General features: G+C 63.6%; 15 protein-coding genes and 1 pseudogene. 5 read left to right on the top strand and 11 right to left on the bottom strand.

Features of this window, described 5'->3' with window-relative positions:
• Nucleotides 1–15 precede the first annotated feature (15 nt).
• Nucleotides 16–810: a thiazole synthase gene (locus RS027_RS10850; protein WP_311956769.1), complete on the bottom strand. Its 795-nt coding sequence runs from the start codon at nucleotides 808–810 to the stop codon at nucleotides 16–18.
• Between the two features lie 20 nt (nucleotides 811–830).
• On the bottom strand, nucleotides 831–1,040 hold the full coding sequence (gene thiS, locus RS027_RS10845) for a sulfur carrier protein ThiS (RefSeq protein WP_311956765.1): 210 nt from the start codon (nucleotides 1,038–1,040) through the stop codon (nucleotides 831–833).
• A 231-nt stretch (nucleotides 1,041–1,271) separates the two neighbouring features.
• Between thiS and RS027_RS10840 the strand changes: the two genes are divergently transcribed.
• Nucleotides 1,272–1,649 carry a DUF423 domain-containing protein gene (locus RS027_RS10840; RefSeq protein WP_311956763.1) on the top strand — a complete coding sequence of 126 codons (378 nt, stop codon included), beginning with the start codon at nucleotides 1,272–1,274 and terminating at the stop codon, nucleotides 1,647–1,649.
• A gap of 51 nt (nucleotides 1,650–1,700) precedes the next feature.
• Here RS027_RS10840 and RS027_RS10835 read toward each other — a convergent pair whose 3' ends face one another.
• On the bottom strand, nucleotides 1,701–3,896 hold the full coding sequence (locus RS027_RS10835; protein ID WP_311956761.1) for a malate synthase G: 2,196 nt from the start codon (nucleotides 3,894–3,896) through the stop codon (nucleotides 1,701–1,703).
• Between the two features lie 294 nt (nucleotides 3,897–4,190).
• Between RS027_RS10835 and RS027_RS10830 the strand changes: the two genes are divergently transcribed.
• On the top strand, nucleotides 4,191–5,195 hold the full coding sequence (locus tag RS027_RS10830) for an alpha/beta hydrolase (RefSeq protein ID WP_311956760.1): 1,005 nt from the start codon (nucleotides 4,191–4,193) through the stop codon (nucleotides 5,193–5,195).
• On the opposite strand, the gene guaD is transcribed toward RS027_RS10830, so the two are convergent.
• Genes guaD through xdhA form a run of 4 tightly spaced genes read right to left on the bottom strand, consistent with a single transcriptional unit; the run spans nucleotide 5,192 to nucleotide 11,398 of the window.
• Nucleotides 5,192–6,514 carry a guanine deaminase gene (guaD, locus tag RS027_RS10825; protein WP_311956759.1) on the bottom strand — a complete coding sequence of 441 codons (1,323 nt, stop codon included), beginning with the start codon at nucleotides 6,512–6,514 and terminating at the stop codon, nucleotides 5,192–5,194. The two genes, RS027_RS10830 and guaD, sit on opposite strands and share 4 nt — an antisense overlap.
• 43 nt (nucleotides 6,515–6,557) lie before the next feature.
• Nucleotides 6,558–7,457 carry a xanthine dehydrogenase accessory protein XdhC gene (gene xdhC / locus RS027_RS10820; RefSeq protein ID WP_311956757.1) on the bottom strand — a complete coding sequence of 300 codons (900 nt, stop codon included), beginning with the start codon at nucleotides 7,455–7,457 and terminating at the stop codon, nucleotides 6,558–6,560.
• The gene (gene xdhB, locus RS027_RS10815) at nucleotides 7,444–9,915 is read right to left on the bottom strand and encodes a xanthine dehydrogenase molybdopterin binding subunit (protein ID WP_311956755.1); all 2,472 of its coding nucleotides are present in this window, start codon (nucleotides 9,913–9,915) and stop codon (nucleotides 7,444–7,446) included. The genes xdhC and xdhB overlap by 14 nt, the downstream gene beginning before the upstream one ends.
• Complete coding sequence (xdhA, locus tag RS027_RS10810; protein ID WP_311956754.1) at nucleotides 9,899–11,398, bottom strand: xanthine dehydrogenase small subunit; 1,500 nt, start codon at nucleotides 11,396–11,398, stop codon at nucleotides 9,899–9,901. The genes xdhB and xdhA overlap by 17 nt, the downstream gene beginning before the upstream one ends.
• A 270-nt stretch (nucleotides 11,399–11,668) precedes the next feature.
• Here xdhA and RS027_RS10805 point away from each other — a divergent pair, with 270 nt between their 5' ends.
• Nucleotides 11,669–12,358: a TetR/AcrR family transcriptional regulator gene (locus RS027_RS10805; RefSeq protein ID WP_311956753.1), complete on the top strand. Its 690-nt coding sequence runs from the start codon at nucleotides 11,669–11,671 to the stop codon at nucleotides 12,356–12,358.
• 16 nt (nucleotides 12,359–12,374) lie between these two features.
• Here the strand turns inward: RS027_RS10805 and RS027_RS10800 are convergent, their stop codons facing one another.
• Together RS027_RS10800 and RS027_RS10795 are read right to left on the bottom strand one after the other, a co-directional pair.
• Nucleotides 12,375–13,742, bottom strand: a complete 1,368-nt coding sequence (locus RS027_RS10800; RefSeq protein WP_311956752.1) for an NCS2 family permease — start codon at nucleotides 13,740–13,742, stop codon at nucleotides 12,375–12,377.
• 226 nt (nucleotides 13,743–13,968) lie between these two features.
• Nucleotides 13,969–14,841 (bottom strand): annotated as a pseudogene (locus RS027_RS10795) (YifB family Mg chelatase-like AAA ATPase); the annotation flags it as partial.
• Between the two features lie 65 nt (nucleotides 14,842–14,906).
• Here RS027_RS10795 and RS027_RS10790 point away from each other — a divergent pair.
• Nucleotides 14,907–15,575 (top strand): recombinase family protein, encoded by a 669-nt coding sequence (locus RS027_RS10790; RefSeq protein ID WP_311956751.1) that lies wholly within the window; start codon nucleotides 14,907–14,909, stop codon nucleotides 15,573–15,575.
• On the opposite strand, the gene RS027_RS10785 is transcribed toward RS027_RS10790, so the two are convergent.
• Nucleotides 15,558–16,307, bottom strand: coding sequence for an IS5 family transposase (locus RS027_RS10785; RefSeq protein WP_311881892.1), 750 nt, complete (start codon nucleotides 16,305–16,307; stop codon nucleotides 15,558–15,560). The genes RS027_RS10790 and RS027_RS10785 overlap by 18 nt on opposite strands.
• Before the next feature lie 72 nt (nucleotides 16,308–16,379).
• Between RS027_RS10785 and RS027_RS10780 the strand changes: the two genes are divergently transcribed.
• Nucleotides 16,380–17,315: a recombinase family protein gene (locus tag RS027_RS10780; protein WP_311956750.1), complete on the top strand. Its 936-nt coding sequence runs from the start codon at nucleotides 16,380–16,382 to the stop codon at nucleotides 17,313–17,315.
• A gap of 563 nt (nucleotides 17,316–17,878) precedes the next feature.
• On the opposite strand, the gene RS027_RS10775 is transcribed toward RS027_RS10780, so the two are convergent.
• Nucleotides 17,879–18,145, bottom strand: coding sequence for a hypothetical protein (locus RS027_RS10775; RefSeq protein WP_311956747.1), 267 nt, complete (start codon nucleotides 18,143–18,145; stop codon nucleotides 17,879–17,881).
• Nucleotides 18,146–18,616: the final 471 nt, after the last annotated feature.

Here is an 18,616-nt window from a genome sequence, read left to right as displayed (position 1 = left end):
GGCGGCGGTTATCCATCAGCCGTTGATACGGCCGGCAAAGGGGGTGGAGGGGTCGGCGCTTTGGCGGCGGGGCATGCGTCCCGCCAGAAAAGCGTGGCGGCCGGCCCGCACGGCCTGCTGCATGGCGTGGGCCATGCGCACGGGGTCGTTGGCGTGGGCAATAGCAGAGTTGAGCAGCACGCCGTCGCAGCCAAGCTCCATGGCCATGGTGGCGTCCGAGGCGGTGCCGATGCCGGCGTCCACGAGGACCGGGACGCGGCTGCGCTCGACGATCAGGCGCAGGTTGTGCGGGTTCTGGATGCCGTGGCCGGAACCGATCAGCGAGCCCAGCGGCATGATGGCCGCGCAGCCCATGGCTTCAAGCTCCCGGGCAACGATGGGGTCGTCGCTGGTGTAGACCATGACGTCGAAGCCTTCGTCAAGAAGCGTCTGCGCGGCCTTGAGCGTTTCGGTGACGTTGGGGTAGAGCGTATCGTCGTCGCCCAGCACCTCGAGCTTGACGAGGTTATGGCCGTCCAGCAGCTCCCGGGCGAGCCTGCAGGTACGCACGGCATCCTTGGCGTTGTAGCAGCCGGCGGTATTGGGCAGCAGGGTGAAGCGCTCGGGGGGAATGACGTCGAGCAGGCTGGTTTCGCTGGTATCCTGGCCCAGGTTGGTGCGGCGCACGGCAAAGGTGACGACCTCCGTACCGCTCTGGGTAATAGCGGCGTGGGCCTCATCGTAGTCTTTGTAGCGGCCCGTTCCTATCAGCAGGCGAGAATGGAATTCGCGGCCGGCAACGGTCAGCGGAGCGTCGTGGAATGATGTCATAAGCTTCCTTGGATAGCGTCCTAGCCGCCGCCAATCGCATGGACGATCTCGACCTTGTCGCCGTTGGCCAGGTGCGTCTCGGCCAGCTGGCTGCGGGGGACGATTTCTTCGTTGATTTCAACGGCAATGCGACGGCCGCCGAGTCCCAGCTGCTCGATCAGATCGGCAGCGCTGGTCCGGGGCGCCAGGGAGTGGGGTTCGCCGTTGAGCTGAATGGCATACTCTGTCATATCCGTCATTTTCCTACCGCTTGGGTGGATGTCGCAAGCGCTGCGCGCGAAAATCATGGATTTCCGCGCGCTCTGCCTTAACGTGGCGCTATTATAGCGTTTTCCACCTTTTTATTCAGCCGACGCGCCGCGGGCAGTCGGCCTGCCAGGGAGCCTTCGGTTATGAGGAAACAGCCGTCGACAGCAGCAGAACCGTTCCATCCGAGTCCCGGCCGGGCGCCTAGATACCGAATGCTCGGGGGTGCGCTTGCGCTGTCCGGCGCCGTGGCGGTGGCGCTGGGCGCTTACGCCGCCCACGGCATGGCCGCCCGGGCCGACGAGGCAGCGGTGGCCGCGGTCAATACCGCGGTGCGCTACCAGATGTGGCACACCCTGGCGCTGTTGGCGCTGCTGGTTTGGCAGCGGTTCGAGCCGACGATTAACCTGCGCCCGGTGATGGCGCTTTGGATCCTGGGCGTTGCGGCGTTTTCGGGCTCGCTGTACGCCATGGCGCTGGGTGGGTTTGGCGTCGGGCTGGTGACGCCGCTGGGCGGCCTTGCGCTGATTGCCGGGTGGCTGACGCTTGGCGTGACGGCCTGGCGGGCCGGAGCCGGCTGTCGGCAGCCGTAAAAAAGCCCCCTCAAGGCAGGGCCTTGAGGGGGCTTTGGCGGTTGGCGCGTTTTACTGCGCTTTGCCCTTATCCGCTTTTGTCTTTTCTACCCGGCGCCACTCGTGGAGCAGCGGCTCGGTGTAGCCCGAGGGCTGCTTCAGCCCCTTGAAGATCAGGTCGGAGGCGGCCTTGAACGCTGTGGAGTCGTCCAGGTGCGAGGTCATCGGCGTATAGTTGGGGTCGCCGGCGTTCTGCTCGTCGACTACTTTCGCCATGCGCTCGAGCGTCTCCTTGACCTGGGCTTCATCGGCAATGCCGTGGTGCAGCCAGTTGGCAATGTGCTGGCTGGAGATGCGCAGCGTGGCGCGGTCTTCCATCAGGCCAACGTTGTGGATGTCCGGCACCTTGGAAACGCCGACGCCGTGCTCGACCCAGCGCACCACGTAGCCAAGGATGCCCTGGCAGTTGTTATCCAGCTCCTGCTGGATCGCATCGGCGCCCCAGCTCGGGTCGGCTTCCACCGGCACGCTGAGCAGGTCGTCCAGCAGATCGGTTTCGCCCTTGCCTTCCAGCTCGCGCTGTATGGCCTCGACTGCTACCTGATGGTAGTGCAGCGCGTGCAGCGTAGCGGCGGTGGGCGAGGGCACCCAGGCGGTATTGGCGCCGGCCTTGGGGTGGCCGATTTTCTGCTCGAGCATGTCGTGCATCAGCTCGGGCATGGCCCACATGCCCTTGCCGATCTGGGCTCGGCCGCGCATGCCGCAGGCAAGGCCGGTCTGGACGTTGTTCTTCTCGTAGGCGTCAAGCCAGGCGGTGCGCTTCATTTCGCCCTTGCGCACCATCGGGCCGGCTTCCATGACGCTGTGCATTTCGTCGCCGGTGCGATCGAGGAAGCCGGTGTTGATGAAGACCACCCGGGAGCTTGCGGCGTTGATGCAGGCCTTGAGGTTGACGCTGGTACGGCGCTCTTCGTCCATGACGCCCATTTTCAGGGTATCGCGCTCCATGCCGAGGATATCCTCGACGCGGCCGAAGAGCTCGTCGGCAAAAGCGACTTCCTTCGGGCCGTGCATCTTGGGCTTGACGATATACACCGACCCGGTGCGCGAGTTGCGCGGCTGGCCGGCGGGTTTCTTCAGGTCGTGGATGGCGATCAGCGAAGTCACCAGAGCGTCGAGGATCCCTTCGGGCAGTTCGTTGCCGCTGTCGTCGAGCACGGCCGGCGTGGTCATCAGGTGGCCGACGTTGCGGATGAACATCAGCGCGCGGCCCTGCAGCGTTACGCTGTCGCCGCCGCTGCCTTGCCAGGTGCGGTCGCCGCGCAGCTCGCGAACAAAGCTCTTGCCGTCTTTCTCGATGGTTTCCTGCAGGTTGCCCTTCATCAGGCCGAGCCAGTTGGCGTAAACGCCGACCTTGTCTTCGGCATCGACCGCGGCGATGGAGTCCTCGCAGTCCATGATGGTGGACGTGGCGGCTTCCACGACGACATCCTTGATGCGCGCCGGGTCGGTCTTGCCGATGAAGTTGTCACCGTCGATCTGCAGTTCGATGTGCAGGCCATGGTTGACCAGCAGGATCGAGGACGGGTCGGCGGCGTCGCCGTCAAAGCCGACGAGCTTGTCGGCGTCCTTGAGGCCGGTCTCGCGACCGCCGTCGAGGGTGACGACCAGCTTGCCGTCGCGAACGGCGTAGTTGGTGGCGTCGCGGTGGGAGCCGTCGGCCAGCGGGGTGGCCTGGTCGAGTACGCCGCGGGCATAGGCGATGACGTTGTCGGCGCGCTTGAAGTTGAACTCGCGGGTGATTTCAGCGCCGTCGTCTTCGGCTATGACGTCGGTGCCGTAGAGCGCGTCGTAGAGGCTGCCCCAGCGGGCGTTGGCGGCGTTCAGCGCGTAGCGGCCGTTGTTGACCGGCACAACCAGCTGCGGGCCGGCCTGGGAGGCAAGCTCGGGGTCGACATTGGCGGTGGTGGTTTCGACGCGCTCAGGGATCTCGGTCAGATAGCCGATGTCGGTGAGAAAGCGGCGATAGGCCGGCATATCGGTGATCGGGCCGGGGTTGTCGCGGTGCCAGGCGTTGAGCTTTTCCTGCAGCGAGGCGCGCTCGTCGAGCAGCTGGTGGTTTTTCGGCGCCAGGTCGTGAAACAACGCGTCGACGCCTTTCCAGAAGGCATCCTGATCGACGCCTGTGCCCGGCAGCGCCTGCTCGTTGATAAAGCGATCAAGGTCAGCTGACACCTGTAGACGGTGACGCGTGATACGCTCGCTCATGGAAACTCTCCCTTAAGAGGGCCCGTGGCCAATCGTGGTACCCAGATGTTCGCCACGGCCAAGTGAATGCAACAGTAAATACAACTGCTACCTCATGCCGGTCGACGTGCGTATGACAGCACTGATGCAGATGCCGACAGCTCAATTTGCGGAAAATAGTTCCATAAATGTGCAAGTATGTAAATAGGACGAAGCGGGCAGTGCCGCGATGTCCGACTAAATGATACCAAGTTAGTGCATCTGCCGGCCGTTGAGAAACCAGCGCGGATGACCGGCTTGATCAGGAGGGGCTGGATGAACGAGTTTGGCCCGCTGCGGGAGGTGTTTTCCTCTACCGCTGGCAAGGGACTGGTACGGCTGCGCCCTGATAGCGCCGCGGCGCAGGCCGTGGCGCCCTACCTTGAGCACTATGGGTTGGCGCCCTGCCGCCAGAAGGCGCGCCGGGTGTATGCCGGCATGGTGCCGACGGGGGCTTTTTTACTCTGGTGCCAGGTGTGGGCGCCGCCGGCGCCGGTGGGCACGGCCTTTGTGGTGCACGGCTACTTCGACCACCTGGGCCTTTACCGCCATCTGCTGGCGATGCTCCTGGCCCGGGGCTGGCAGGTGGTGCTGTGGGATCTGCCCGGTCACGGGCTATCCAGCGGCGAGCGAGTGGCGATCGACGACTTTGCCACCTACGGCGAATGCCTGCACGTCGTGCAGAGCGCCGTGGCGGCGCAGGGCCTTGCCCCGGCGCCCTGGGTGGGCGTGGGGCAAAGTACCGGGGCGGCGATACTGGCAACCGATGCGCTGAGGCGCCAAGGCGCCGCGCCCTGGGCTGGGCTTGTCATGCTGGCGCCGCTGGTGCGCCCCTGGGGGTGGCACCGGGCGAGCACGCTGCACCGGCTGGCGGCGCCCTTTGTCAGCACCGTCTCCCGGCGCTACTGGCCCAACTCCACCGATACCGCCTTCGTGGATTTCCTGCGCCGGCAGGATCCGCTCCAGCACTGGGAGTTGAGCCTTGTCTGGGTGAGCGCCATGCGCCGCTGGATGGCGCGATTGCCGGCGTATCCGCCGTCAACGCTGCCGGCGCTGATGCTGCAGGGGGAAGAGGATCAGACCGTGGACTGGCGCTACAACCTGGCCGTACTGGGCGAAAAATTCCCCCGGGCCGAGGTCTATCATCAGCCGCAGGCGCGCCACCATCTGGTCAACGAAGCCCCGCCGATCCGCGAGGCGCTGTTTGCCGAGCTGGGGGACTTTCTCGACCGTCTGGCGGCCCCGGCCGGCGCGGACGCCGGGGCCGCATGCGCCGACTAGTCCCGGGCGTGAACCCGCTCCCCGCCGGCCCAGGTGGCGTAGACGCTGCGGTCGTCACCCAGCATCATCAGCGCAAACAGGGTTTCGGCAAGCGTTTGGCAGTGGGCGGTGCGCCGGGCGAGCAGCGGCGTGGCCGCCGGGTCGAGCACTACGATATCGGCTTCGCCGCCCTCGCGGATCTGGCCGATGTGTTCGTCCAGGTGCAGCGCCCGGGCGTTGCCCAGGGTCAGGCGGTAAAAGCCCTGCCAGGCGGTGAGCGGCTGGCCCAGCAGCTGGCCGACCTGGTAGGCGCCCTTGAGCGTGGCAAGCCCCGAGAGGTCGGTGCCGCCGCCCACGTCGCTTGCTAGGCTCGTGGCCATGCCGACGTCTTTGCAGGCCTCACGGTCGAACAGGCCGCTGCCCAGAAACAGATTCGAGGTGGGGCAGAAGGCAATGCTCGCGCCGGCGTCGGCCAGGCGCTTGCGCATGCCCTGGTCCAGGTGAATGCCGTGGGCAAAGGTGCTGCGCGGCCCTACCAGCCCGTAGCGCTCGTAAACGCCGAGGTAGTCGCGGCTTTCCGGGAACAGCTCCGAGACCCAGGCAATTTCGCCTTCGTTTTCTGACAGGTGCGTCTGCAGGTGAATATCCGGGGCGTTGCGCAGCAGCGCGCCGGTGGCTTCCAGCTGCGCAGGCGTCGAGGTAGGGGCAAAGCGCGGCGTCAGGCTGTAGCCCAGCCGGCCCTTGCCGTGCCAGTCGGCAATCAGCCGTTCGCTGTCGGCAAGCCCGCCCAGGGTGTCGTCGGTGAGATCGTCGGGGCCGTTGCGGTCCATCAGCACCTTGCCCGCGAGCATGCGCAGCCCCCGGCGGTTGGCGGCGGTGAAGAAGGCGTCCACCGAGCCCGGGTGCGAGGTGCAGAACACCTGGGCGGTCGTGGTGCCCACGCGTAGTGTTTCGTCGAGAAACGCCTCGGCGACGGCGTCGGCGTGGGCGCGATCGGCAAAGCGACACTCTTCGGGGAAGGTGTAGTCGTTGAGCCAGTCGAGCAGCTGGCGGCCGTAGGAGGCCATGATGTCGAGCTGGGAATAGTGCACGTGGCTGTCGATAAAGCCCGGCATCATCAGCTTGCCCGAGTAGTCCAAGGTTTCGATGCCGGTGGGCAGGTGCGGGGCCAGCTCGGCGTAGTCGCCCACGGCGTGGATGCGGCCATCGACGATCCAGACGGCGCCGTCTTCCAGGTGGCGAACGCTGCCCGGCGCGGGGGTATCGCCGTCTCCCGGATCGCTGGCAAAGCTCAAGAGCGGGCCGCGCAGCACGCGGGTGGCAGTGGTCAGGTTCGTCATTGTTATGCTCTCCGTTGGCGCTGGGGAATCGGGTCGGAGCGCCTCAAGCGCGCTGTTTCTGTGTGTTGGGGGTGACCGGGTGAAAGGCGGCGCGCAGGGTTTCCGGGGCGACGCCGCGCCGGTCCGGCTGTTCGGCGGCGGGTTTGAAGGTCAATAGCTCGGCGACCACCGCCAGGGCGATTTCGTACGGCCGCTTGCCCCGGGCGCCGGCGACGCCAATGGGGCAGCGCACCTGGGCAAGGTCAGCCTCGCGGTGCCCGGCGTCGCGCAGCCGGCGGCGAAAGCTCGCCCACTTGGAGCGCGAGCCGATGACGCCAAGGGAGGCGCAGTCGCCCCGGCGCAGCAGGGCATCGATGATCGCCCGGTCTTCGCCGTGATCCTGGGTCATCACCAGCGCGTGACAGCCCGCCGGCAGCCCGGCAACGGCCTTGGCTACGTCGGGCTCGCCGTCGGCACCGGCGGTGATCTGCCGGCGCCGCTGGCGCTCGTTGCCCGGGGCCTTGGGGAAGGTGTCGGGGAAGGCGTCGGCCCGGCTGTCGAGCCAGTGCAGGCGCCAGGGCAGCGGGGCGATCAGCTTGGCCAGCTCCCGGCCGACGTTGCCGGCGCCAAAGAGCGCCACCTGCATCTCGGCGCCGGCAAACAGCTCAAGCATGACGTGAACGTAGCCGCCGCAGCACTGGCCGCTGCGCCCGCCCAGCGGAAAGGCCTCAAGCCGTGTGCCGCTTTCCCCATTGGCCAGCGCTTCCCGGGCGGTTTCCATCACCTGCCACTCGAAGTTGCCGCCGCCCAGGGTGTCGTGGACGGTGTCCGGGGTGATCACCATCTTGGTGCCCGGCTCCCGGGGCGTGGAGCCCGCCACCCCCACCACGCTTGCCAACGCGTGGGAGCGAGCTTCGCGCTGGAGGCGATCAAGGGCGCCGTGCCAGACGTCATGCGGGCTCATGGTCGGGCCTCGCGTTTTTGCTGTCGGTCTGCTGGCACAGGATTTCCGCCGCCATCAGCACGCGCTCGGGCGTGGCCGGGGTGTCGAGCACCGGGCAGAAGCGGTAGTTCACCAGGCTCGCGAGGGCGTCGCGCAGCGCCGACCACACCGAGATGCCCAGCACGAAGGGTGGCTCGCCCACGGCCTTGGAGCGGTAGATGCTGGCCTGGGAGTTGGGATGGCCTTCCATGAGCTTGACGTTGAATACCTCCGGCGTGTCGCCAAAGGTCGGAATGTTGTAGGTGGAGGGGCCGACCGTGGTCAGCTGGCCCGAGTCGTTCCACTTGAGCTCTTCGCTGGTCATCCAGCCCATGGCCTGGATGAAGCCGCCCTCGACCTGGCCGATGTCGATGGCCGGGTTCAGCGAATCGCCGACGTCGTGGAGAATGTCCACGCGGCTGACGCGGTACTCGCCGGAGAGCATGTCCACTTCCACCTCGGACACCGCCGCGCCGTGGGCGAAGTAGTAAAACGGGCGGCCGCGGCCGGTGGCGCGGTCGTAGTGGATCAGCGGCGTGGCGTAGAAGCCCTTCTCGGAAAGCGAAATACGGCCTAGATACGCCGCCTGTACCAGCTCCCCCCAGCTGATGCGGTGCTCGTCGGCGCCGATGCCGGCGACCAGCTCGCCGTGCTCCAGGCGCATGGTTTCCCGATCGAGCCCGCCGGCGTGGGCATCAAAGTGGGCGGAGGCAAAGTCAAACAGCCGCTCGCGCAGCTTGCTGGCGGCGTCCCGGGCGGCCATGCCGTTCAGGTCGGCGCCGCTTGAGGCCGCGGTGGGCGAGGTGTTGGGCACCTTGTCGGTGCGGGTGGCGGTAATGCGCACCTTGTCCAGGTCGAGCCCCAGCTCCCGGGCCACCACCTGGCAGATCTTGGTGTGCAGCCCCTGGCCCATTTCGGTGCCGCCGTGGTTGATCATCACGCTGCCGTCGGTATAGACGTGGAGCAGGGCGCCGGCCTGGTTCAGGTGCTGGGCGGTGAACGAGATGCCGAACTTCACCGGCGTCAGCGCCAGGCCGCGCTTGATGATCGGGCTTTGGGCGTTGAAGCGGGTGATATCCCGGCGCCGGTTCCAGTAGTCGCTGGATTCCTCCAGCTGGCTGATGACGTCGTGCAAAAGCGGTATCTGCTCCACGCGCTGGCCGTAGTGGGTGACGTTGCGCGGCGTGCCGTCGGGGTCGGCGTCGCGGTAGAGATTGCGCTTGCGCACGGTCAGCGGGTCTTCGCCGACGTAGCGGGCGATATCGTCCATCGCCTGTTCAATAATCATCACGCCCTGGGGACCGCCAAAGCCGCGAAACGCCGTGTTGGAGGCGGTGTGGGTCTTGGCCCGCTTGCCGGTGACCCGAGCGTCGCCCAGCGAGTAGGCGTTGTCGGCGTGGAACATGGCGCGATCGACCACGGCTTCGGACAGGTCCGGCGAGTAGCCGCAGTCGCCGATGATGTCGATGTCGCCGCCGGTGAGCACGCCGCGCTCATCAAAGCCCAGCTTATAGGCGTTGTGGAAGGGGTGGCGCTTGCCGGTGCCGCGGGTGTCGTCGGCCCGAGGCAGGCGCACCTTGGCGGCGCGGCCGGTGCGCCGGGCGATAATCGCGGCGATGCACGCCCAGGGCGAGGCCTGGGTTTCCTTGCCGCCGAAGCCGCCGCCCATGCGCCGGTTGGAGACCGTCACCGCATGGAAAGGAATGCCCAGCACCTCGGCCACCAGCTTTTGCGTTTCGCTGGGGTGCTGGTTGGAGGTGTGCACCAGCACGCCCTCGTCTTCGGTGGGCTCGACCAGGCAGGCCTGACCCTCCAGGTAGAAGTGCTCCTGGCCGCCGACGAACTGGGTGCCTTCGAGGACGTGGGGCGAACCGTCAAGGGCCGCCTGCCAGTCGCCGCGTTCGTGAACGTGAGTGGGGCGCACCAGCTCTTCGCGGTCGGCGGCGGCCACCGGGTCGAGGCTTGCCGGCTGCTCGTCGATTTCCACTACCGCGGCCAGCACCGCCTGACGGGCGATCTTGTAGCTCTCGGCGGCCACGGCAAAAAGGCTCTGGCCGGCGTAGCTGATCTCGTCAAAGGCAAAGATCGGGTCGCCGGGAAACACCGGACCGATATCGGTATGGTCGGGCACGTCGTCAAGGCTTACGACGTCGACGACGCCGGGAAAGGCTCGCACCTTGCCCAGCTCCAGCCGCGTGACGCGGCCGTGGGCCACCGGCGACTGGCCGACCATGACGTGCAGGGTGCGCTTGGGCGTGGGCAAATCGTCGATGTAGGCGGCCCGGCCGGTGACGTGCTTCACCGCGCTCTCGTGGGGGCGGGCGCTGCCGGCGCTGCCTTGGCTTTCGACGGTGTCCCGGGCCAGCGGCTCATCGCCCTGGTAGCGGCGATGCGCGGCGTTTTGCGGGACGGGCTGTTCGAGTTCAGTGAGCGTACGCATCGAGGGTCACCTTGGTCGCTGTGCTGTTGTTATCGCCGTTGTTATCGCTGTCGGCGTCGATCATCAGGCGCAGCCGTTCCAGCAGGTTGCCGGCGGCAAGCGTGCGGTATTCGGCGCTGCCGCGCATGTCGGCCATGGGCGTGAGCTCACGAGCCAGCGCCGCCCGGGCGTGGGCGAAAGCGGCGGCGTCCGGGCGGCTGCCTTCAAGGGCCGCCTCGGCGGTGGGCGCTCGGCGGGGGATGGCCGCCATGCCGCCGAAGGCGAGGTGTACGTCGCGCATCGCGCCGTCTTCCAGGCGCCAGGAAAAGGCGCCCAGCACCGCGGAAATGTCGTCCTCCCGGCGCTTGGACAGCTTCCATACCTTGAGCTGTTGGCCGGCGGTTGGGCGCGGGAGAAACACCGCGGCGATGAACTCGTCGGCGTCCATGGCGATTTTCTTGTAGTCGAGGAAGAAGTCCTCGAGCGCCATCTCGCGGCTGCCCCGGGGGCCGTCCAGCCGCAGGCGGGCGTCCAGCGCCAGAAGCGTCGGCGGGGTATCGCCGATGGGCGAGGCGTTGGCAATGTTGCCGCCCAGGGTGGCGCGGTTGCGGATCTGGGAGCCGGCAAAGCGGTGCATCATGTGCTCGAACGCCGGGTAGTGCTCCGCCAGCAGCGGCATCAGGCGGGTAAGCGTCACTGAGGCGCCGATCCACCAGCCGGCGTCCCCTTCTTCGATCTCGGTGAGTTCGGCGACCCGGCGCACGTCGATGATGTCTGCCAGGTCCTTGACCTGCTGGGTGGTTTCCAGCCACAGGTCGGTGCCGCCGGCCACCAGCCGCGCGTCGGGGCGGCTGGCCTTGAGCTCGCGCAGCGCGGCGATATCCCGGGGCATGGCGTAGCCCGCGGCCTTGCCGGTGTCGGCATGCCCGGCGCTGCTGCCCACGTCTCTGGCCAGCGCCGCCACGTCCTTGCCCAGTGTGGGGTTGGCCGCCCAGGCGGGCGTCGCGTGGGGGTGGTCCTGCATGGTGAGGGCGGCATCGCGGATCGGGCGGTAGCCGGTGCAGCGGCAGAGATTGCCGCCAAGCACCCCTTCCAGGCGCTGCTGGGTCAGCGGAGCCGGGCGCTTTTGCTGGTCTTCGTACAGGGTGAAAAGCGACATCACGATGCCCGGCGTGCAAAAGCCGCACTGGCTGCCGTGGCACTCGACCATGGCCGCCTGGGCCGGATGCAGGCGCTCGCCGTCGGCCAGGCCTTCTACCGTGACCAGGTGGCAGCCGCTGAGCTGATGGGCCGGCGTCACGCAGGCGTTGGCGCTGTGGTAGCCAAGCGCGCCGCTTTCGTCGGGCTCGCCGATGGCCACGGTGCAGGCGCCGCAGTCGCCGGTGGCGCAGCCTTCCTTGGTGCCGATCTGGTCGAGCTGTTCGCGCAACAGTTCCAGAATGCTGGTATCGGCGCTGACGCCTTCCAGGCGCTGGCGCTGGCCGTTGAGATAGAAGTCAATCATGGTCGGCTCCGGTTATCATTGTCGTGGCCCGGTTGTCTTGTCGTGGTGAAGCAGGTTGCTGGCCGCGTGTCGGGGTTAACTTCAATTCTTGACCACATGGTCAGCTTTATCAAGTCGTTTTGCCCTGCGACTTTTGTCTGAGCGTCGGCAGTTCAGCGCTGGCGAGCCCCGCCGTCTGCCGTTCGGAATTGCCTTGGAAGCGGCTTTTCAGGCAAGATTCAGCTTTGCCTGCGCGTGCCGATGCGCGCGCTGACGAGAAGGTGAGGGCCCATGGCCAAGGCTGATTTCCCCCGAGAACAGGAGGCCGGTGCCATCCGCCGGCGCAACGAGCAGGCAATTTTGCAGGCCGCCGAAGGCGTGTTTGCGCGCCACGGCTATCGCGGCGCCAGCCTGCAGGAAATCGCCCACCAGGCCGGGCTGCCCAAGTCCAACGTGCTCTACTACATGGGCAGCAAGCGCAAGCTTTATGTGCGCCTGCTGGAGCGCATGATGACCCGCTGGAACGCGATTCTGGACAGCATCTCCCCGGAAGACGACCCGGTCGAGGTCATTTCGGCCTTCATCCGCGCCAAGATTCAGCTGTCCCGCAGCCACCCGGCAGGCTCGCGGCTGTTTGCCAGCGAAATTCTCGGTGGCGCGCCGTTCTTGCAGGACTACCTCCAGGGCGAGCTGCGCGAGTGGGTGGAAAACCGCGCGGCGGTGCTTCGCCAGTGGGCCGCCCGGGGCCTGATGGACCCGGTGGACCCGGTATGGCTGATTTTTCTCATTTGGTCGTCGACCCAGCACTACGCCGATTTTGAAACCCAGGTGCTGGGCATTACCGGCCGGACCACCCTGGACGACGAGGATCTGGAAGAGATCACGCAGTTTCTGATCCGGGTCGTCATCAAGGGCTGCGGCATCAAGCGCCCGGCCGCCGTGGAAACGCCGCCCGATACCCTCCAGACGGCGGAACGCTGACGCCGGGCGCCGCGCCTTACTGGGCGGTGAGCAGCATGACCAGGGACAGCGCCGCGGTGATCCACATGGCCGGCTTGATCTCTTCCAGACGCCCGGTGAGCACCTTGATCAGCACAAAGCTGATGAAGCCGAAGGCGATTCCCAGCGTGATCGAATAGGTCAGCGGCATCAGAATGATGGCGAGAAAGGCGGGGAAAGCCTGGTCAAAGCGGTCCCACTCTACCTTGCTGATCGGCGCCATCATGAATAGCCCCACCATGACCAGCGCCGGCGCGGTGGCGATACTTGGCACCAGCGACAGCAGCGGCGAAAGAAACAAAAACGGCAGGAACAGAAAGGCGATCACCAGCGCCACCAGCCCGGTGCGCCCGCCCTGGGCCACCCCGGCGCCGGATTCCACAAACGTCTGGGCGGCACTGGTGCCAAGCGGCGCGGCGATCATCGAGGAGAAGGCGTCCACCGTCATGGAGCGCTTGAGGTTGCGCGGGTTGCCGTCTTCGTCCTTGAGCTCGGGGGCGGCCTCGGATAGCGCCATAAAGCACGACATGGCGTCAAAGAAGTTGGTAAACAGCATGACGAAGATGAACGGCAGGTAGGCGACCTTCAGCGCCCCCAGAATGTCCACTTTCATCACCGCGCTGAAGTCCGGCCAGGCGGCAAGGCCCGTCCAGGCTACCATCACTTCCTCGCCCCACAGCCGGCCCATGGGCGCGGCGACCAGAGTGGTCAGGGCAATGCCCATGACCAGCGCGCCGTTAAAGCGCAGGATGACGAAGACCGCGGTGGCAATCAGCCCCAGAAAAAACGTCGCCAGATGGGCATCCATGTTGCCAAGCGTGACGATGGTGGCGTCGCTGCCGACGATAAAGCCGGCGTTTTGCAGCCCGACAAAGGTGATGAACAGCCCGATGCCGCAGGTAATCGCGTAGCGTAGCGACGACGGAATCGCCTCGATCACGGCCTTGCGCACGTTGAATAGCGCCAGCACTGCAAAGATCACCCCGGACCAGAACACGCAGCCAAGCGCCACCTCCCAGCTAAGGCCCGCCCCCAGCACCAGGGTGTAGGTAAACAGCGCGTTCATGCCCATTCCGGGGGCGACCAGAATGGGGTTGCGGGCGTAAAACGCCATGGCCAGGCTGCCGAGAAAGCTGATGACCACGGTGGCCGACAGGGCGGCGGAAAAGGGAATACCCGCATCGTTGAGCACCGCGGGGTTGACCACGATGATGTACATGCCGGCCAGAAAGGTAGCCAGACCGGCAAGGATTTCGGTTTTAACGCTGGAGCCGCGTTTGGACACGTTGAAAAAACGGTCCAGGAATGACAGACGATCGGGACTCGTGTTGAGCGCCTCGTTGGCGCGAGCGGTTGTCTCGTTCATACCCCTACCTGTTTGTTGTTGTGGCTTGAGTCGTTGTGGCTTGAGTCATTAACTTGAGCCATTGTGATAAGTGGTGTTGCTGCCTGGGCCGCGATGGCGGGAGATATCGCTATCGGGTAGCGGCGAGCCTTTCGCCATTTCCTGACCTATTGGTCAAATAACGAGTCAAGCCTAGCCACCCGCAATAAACCGGTCAAGGCAGGGGAAAGCCGGCCCGTTTACGACTTTAGCCACCCTTCAACAGGCGATCGAGCTGGCGATAGCCGATGGCTTCGATGAAGTGCGACTGCACGGGTTTGGGCGCGCCCTCCAGGTCGGCAAGCGTCAGCGCCACGCGCAGCACCCGATGATAGGCGCGGGCCGAAAGGCGCAGTTTCTCCAGCACGCCGGCAAGCCAGGCGCGCTCCTCGGCGTCCAGGGCGCAGGCGGCTTCCAGCGCCTTGCCGCTCAGCTGGCTATTGAGCGTGCCGCGTGCCTGCTGGCGTTGGCGGGCGGCGAGCACGCGCTTGCGAACCTCGGAGGAAGACTCGCCCGGGGTCTGGGCGGTGAGCTGTTCCGGCGGCAGCGCGGGCACTTCGACCTGCAGGTCGATGCGGTCCAGCAGCGGGCCGGAAAGCCGTGCCTGGTAACGCTGTATCTGACTTTGGCTGCACTGGCAGCGGGTGCGTGGATCGCCCAGGTGACCGCAGGGGCAGGGGTTCATGGCGGCTACCAGCTGGAAATTGGCCGGATAGCGGCGCTCGTGGCTGGCCCGGGCCAGGTGGATTTCCCCGGTTTCCAGGGGCTGGCGCAACACTTCCAGCACGTGGCGGGAAAACTCCGGCAGCTCGTCGAGAAACAGCACGCCGTGGTGGGCAAGCGAGATTTCCCCGGGCTTGGGTTTTGAGCCGCCGCCCACCAGCGCGGCGGCGCTAGCGCTGTGGTGGGGCTGGCGGAAGGGGCGCTGTCCCCAGTGCTTTTCCAGCGGCAGGCCGCATACCGAGCGGACCGCGGCTACGGCCAGGGCATCCTCGTCGGAAAGCGGCGGCAGAATGCCCGGCAGGCGGCTTGCCAGCATGGTTTTGCCGGTACCGGGAGGGCCGGCAAAAAACAGGTTGTGTCTGTGAAGACCTATGTCTATGCTAGCGGCATCCTAGAGGTGCAAGGAAGGGGAGGGCTACAGGCATGACTGAGCAGAAGAAACCCAGGGCGTACAGCTACTTACGCTTCTCTACCCCTGAGCAGATGCAGGGCGATAGCCGCAGAAGGCAGACACAGCTAGCCCAAGAGTACGCAGACCGGCACGGGCTGGAGCTGGATAAGGAAACGTCTTTTCGAGATCTTGGGGTTTCCGCTTATCAGGGAAAAAACATGGAGGCTGGAGAGCTTAAGCTATTTAGGAAGGCTGTCGAAGAAGGGATTATCGAGCCCGGCTCATACCTACTCGTTGAATCTCTAGACAGGATTTCAAGGCAGTCCGCGCATCTTGCAGCGTCAGTGCTTGTCGAAATCTGCACAATGGGAATTTCCATTGTAACTCTAGTAGATGAGAAAGAGTACAGCAATCAAACCCTCATAAAGGACCCAACAGCTTTCCTAATGGCAGTCCTCATCTTCATGAGGGCCAATGAGGAATCATCTACCAAAGCACGCCGACTACGCTCAGTTTGGCAAAACAAGAGGAAAAAGTTAGCTTCTGGTGAACCTGTCCGCCTTACGTCCCGCGCCCCTCAATGGCTCCGGCCTGCTAGCGATGGCGTATCCTTCGAGATCATCCCTGAGCGTGGCGAGGTCGTCCGTAGAATCTTCGAGATGGCACTAGGGCGTGTTGACGTTTCACATGGGCAGCCATAAAAAGCCGCAGGCCAAGGCCACCATGCTTTCGTAGTTTCGCTTGAGCTTGTCGTAACGCGTTGCGATGGCGCGATACGGCTTCAATCGAGCAAAGGCATTCTCAACCAGATGCCGATAGCGATATAAGCCTCTGTCCAGATTGGCATTTCCTTTCTTTGAGTTGCGTTTGCGTGGAATGACGGCAGCCATGCCCTTGGCTTCGATCTGTTCACGGATACGCTCGCTGTCATAGCCCTTGTCAGCCACCAATGCATCACCCGCTGGCAAATCGTCAATCAATGCCCGGGCTTCCGTGCTGTCGTGCACCTCACCCCCGGTTATTCTGAAGGTTATCGGTAGCCCATAGGCATCTACGGTCAAGTGGATCTTGCTGGTATTGCCTGCACGACTTTTGCCAATGGCTTCTGCGTCTTCCGTGGCAGCTCCGGTGCTGTCCTGGTGGGCCTTGACGTAGGAGCCATCAATGAACAGCCACTCAACATCAGGCTCCTCCACCAGAGAGCTGAAAAGCCTCATCAGCTTTCCACTCGCTGACCAGGCGTTAAAACGCTTGTAGACCGTGTTCCAGGGGCCAAACGTCTCCGGTAGGTCCCGCCACGGGCAGCCGGTGCGCATCCGATAAAGGATGCCTTCTATCGTGGTACGCAAGTCGGCCTTGTCATAAATACCTTGTTGAAGCAGGATAGGTTTCAGCTTCGACCAGTGTTCATCCGTGAGCATTTGTCGGGGCATGGCAGGCTTGCAGTTTGTTGGTGTGGGAACCTTTATTCTGCGAGCTTGCCCCTATCCTGCAATACCCCTGCCATGAAACGTCAACAGGCCCTAGATGGAATAGGCAAGAAATCTATATGTGAGTCCCTGAACACTGAGGGAGTCCCTGTCTTCGGTCGTGGTAAGCATTGGCACCCTAGCTATGTGCACAAGATACTGAACAATCCTGCCACCTATGGCACCTTAACACCTTTTACCAGCAGGCCAGAGAGGAAGGCAGACAGGGAAGCCTGTGACCCCATTGAAGGCTATTACCCTGCTGTCATCGACAAGGATACCTTTGAGCACTTCCAAGCACTGCAAGCCAGCAAGGCACCAAGAAGAGGTAGGCATTCCAAGAGCCAAGTACAGAACATCCTAGGTGGGCTATCCACCTGTCCTCTGTGCGGTAGCACGATGGCTAGGGTATCCAAGAACGTAGCCAAAGGCTGGGTATACCTAGCCTGTCAGAGAGCCCGACAAGGTGCAGGATGCAAGTACAATGCAGTCCGCTATGACCGTGTAGAGCCTATAATTCACAGCAAGATAAACACGCTTGTCGATGCCTGCCCTTCCGGCGATGACTCAGTAGACATGCAGATAGAAGACACAAAGCTAGAGCTAAAATTAAAGGAGAAAAGCATTGACAGGATGCTAGAGACAATCGAGCAAGGACAGCTTCCACCGAACGCTAAGGGCATCCCCTTCTTGCAAGAGAGGCTTTCTCAAAGAAGGATCGAACTAGATGAAATAAAAGACAGACTTTCCAAGCTGTACCAGCAACGGAACATGCTAGGCACTGAGCTGGCAAGGCGGCGTGCAGAGAGCCTAAGGACTGCTGTGCTTGAGCATCCAGAAGACAAGACCCTGTGCAATACCAAGATGCGAGAATGCTTCTCCAAGGTGGTTGTAGATTTCCGCTCGGAGAGCCTGGTATTCCATTGGAAGCAGGGCGGAGAGACTACCCTTAGATACAAGGCTAGTAAGTGACAGACAGGCTGGGCTGGCTAGGACAGATACAGGCAAATGCCAGAGAGCAAAGCCCAGCCCAGCACCCCTCCCCTTGCTTCCTTCGAGCCCAGGGCTATGGGGAAATACGGGGCTGTCGAAGACCGAGATAGCTGCACAGGATTCCTTGCAGGATTCTGCATCTGGCATAGGGCTGCAAGGAAGTTGTTGAGAACAGTTCGCATCAAGAGCCAGAGGCTCGATACCTGTATGCGCCAGCAAACCCGCCTGTGCTTGAAATCCACAGGGCTATGCCCTGCGAGTCCTGTACTTTTCAAGGAGAGCCGCGCTCCTGAGGCACCAGACAGGGCACCTTACCCCTGATAGGGCTGTATCAAGCCGGACAGGCTCACTGCTGGGCGATCCGGCCATGACCTGCCCATGGGTACTGCTGGCGCTCAGAACGCCTTAGGCAGACGCACAGCGCCGGGACAGGGTATTTCCACATGATGGGAATTATTCTCATCTAGACAAAAAATAGCCCCACCGATGCAGAGCCAAGAGGCTGGACTGCAAAGGCAGGGCTGAGAAATTCTGAAGGGCTGTCAGGCCGGGGTGACATCGCCTGTACCGTCACCGCCAGCTAAGACCCAGGCATCTGTACTTGCAGAGCCTGAAGCGATGTACAGGGCGTAGTCGTCACCGACGACACCGGCACCATCTTGCTTGCCAGACAGGTAAGCCTGGTTGATGGGATGACTGGCATTACCTAGGTCGGCTACAGCTACCTTTGTGTACGGGAATGCTGTAGCTGTGGTCTGGTAAGAATTGTTCTGGGTAAGGTCGCCTGTTCTAAGGTCTTGTACGGGCATACTGAATCTCCTTCTATGGACTGGATGACTGAAGAGCCAGAGGCTCGATACCTGACACGACTAGGATCAACCAGAAGGAGAAGACTACCTTCGACACTCTAGCCCCTTTCTTACCTTTGGTTTTACCAAAGTAGCAATACTAGGAATACTAGGACGTTACAGGACATCCCTTTTCCAAGAAAGGAAAAGGAGAAAAGGTACTAGGGAATCTTGGAATCCAAAAGTTGGCACGATTCTTGCAAAAACACCCTGTGACGTCCTGGTATTCCTGTCACGTCCTAGTAGTCCTAGGACTTCCCGTACTGTTCTACCGGAGGTAGGAAGTAGGGCTGGCATCGCTCCAATGATCTAGGGGGCGTTAACAATTAGGCCAGCCATATGGCGGCTGACACGAGGCAGAGGAGTGACTGGTAGTTTCTTGCCAGTCGCTCATAGCGTGTAGATAACCGCCGGAACTTCTTGATTTTCTGA

The organism is Halomonas garicola, from assembly GCF_031935715.1.
Lineage (GTDB): Bacteria > Pseudomonadota > Gammaproteobacteria > Pseudomonadales > Halomonadaceae > Vreelandella > Vreelandella garicola.
The sequence above is the reverse complement of the archived record's forward strand: the minus strand, read 5'-3'. Positions and strand labels throughout refer to the sequence as shown.

Excerpts from the sequence above, each read along its gene's own strand:
- xdhB (WP_311956755.1), bottom strand. The coding sequence starts at position 9,915 with ATGCGTACGCTCACTGAACTCGAACAGCCCGTCCCGCAAAACGCCGCG.
- RS027_RS10830 (WP_311956760.1), top strand. The coding sequence starts at position 4,191 with ATGAACGAGTTTGGCCCGCTGCGGGAGGTGTTTTCCTCTACCGCTGGC.
- RS027_RS10850 (WP_311956769.1), bottom strand. The coding sequence starts at position 810 with ATGACATCATTCCACGACGCTCCGCTGACCGTTGCCGGCCGCGAATTC.
- RS027_RS10775 (WP_311956747.1), bottom strand. The coding sequence starts at position 18,145 with ATGCCCGTACAAGACCTTAGAACAGGCGACCTTACCCAGAACAATTCT.
- RS027_RS10785 (WP_311881892.1), bottom strand. The coding sequence starts at position 16,307 with ATGCCCCGACAAATGCTCACGGATGAACACTGGTCGAAGCTGAAACCT.
- RS027_RS10805 (WP_311956753.1), top strand. The coding sequence starts at position 11,669 with ATGGCCAAGGCTGATTTCCCCCGAGAACAGGAGGCCGGTGCCATCCGC.
- xdhC (WP_311956757.1), bottom strand. The coding sequence starts at position 7,457 with ATGAGCCCGCATGACGTCTGGCACGGCGCCCTTGATCGCCTCCAGCGC.
- RS027_RS10835 (WP_311956761.1), bottom strand. The coding sequence starts at position 3,896 with ATGAGCGAGCGTATCACGCGTCACCGTCTACAGGTGTCAGCTGACCTT.
- RS027_RS10790 (WP_311956751.1), top strand. The coding sequence starts at position 14,907 with ATGACTGAGCAGAAGAAACCCAGGGCGTACAGCTACTTACGCTTCTCT.
- xdhA (WP_311956754.1), bottom strand. The coding sequence starts at position 11,398 with ATGATTGACTTCTATCTCAACGGCCAGCGCCAGCGCCTGGAAGGCGTC.
- RS027_RS10780 (WP_311956750.1), top strand. The coding sequence starts at position 16,380 with ATGAAACGTCAACAGGCCCTAGATGGAATAGGCAAGAAATCTATATGT.
- RS027_RS10800 (WP_311956752.1), bottom strand. The coding sequence starts at position 13,742 with ATGAACGAGACAACCGCTCGCGCCAACGAGGCGCTCAACACGAGTCCC.
- RS027_RS10840 (WP_311956763.1), top strand. The coding sequence starts at position 1,272 with ATGCTCGGGGGTGCGCTTGCGCTGTCCGGCGCCGTGGCGGTGGCGCTG.
- thiS (WP_311956765.1), bottom strand. The coding sequence starts at position 1,040 with ATGACAGAGTATGCCATTCAGCTCAACGGCGAACCCCACTCCCTGGCG.
- guaD (WP_311956759.1), bottom strand. The coding sequence starts at position 6,514 with ATGACGAACCTGACCACTGCCACCCGCGTGCTGCGCGGCCCGCTCTTG.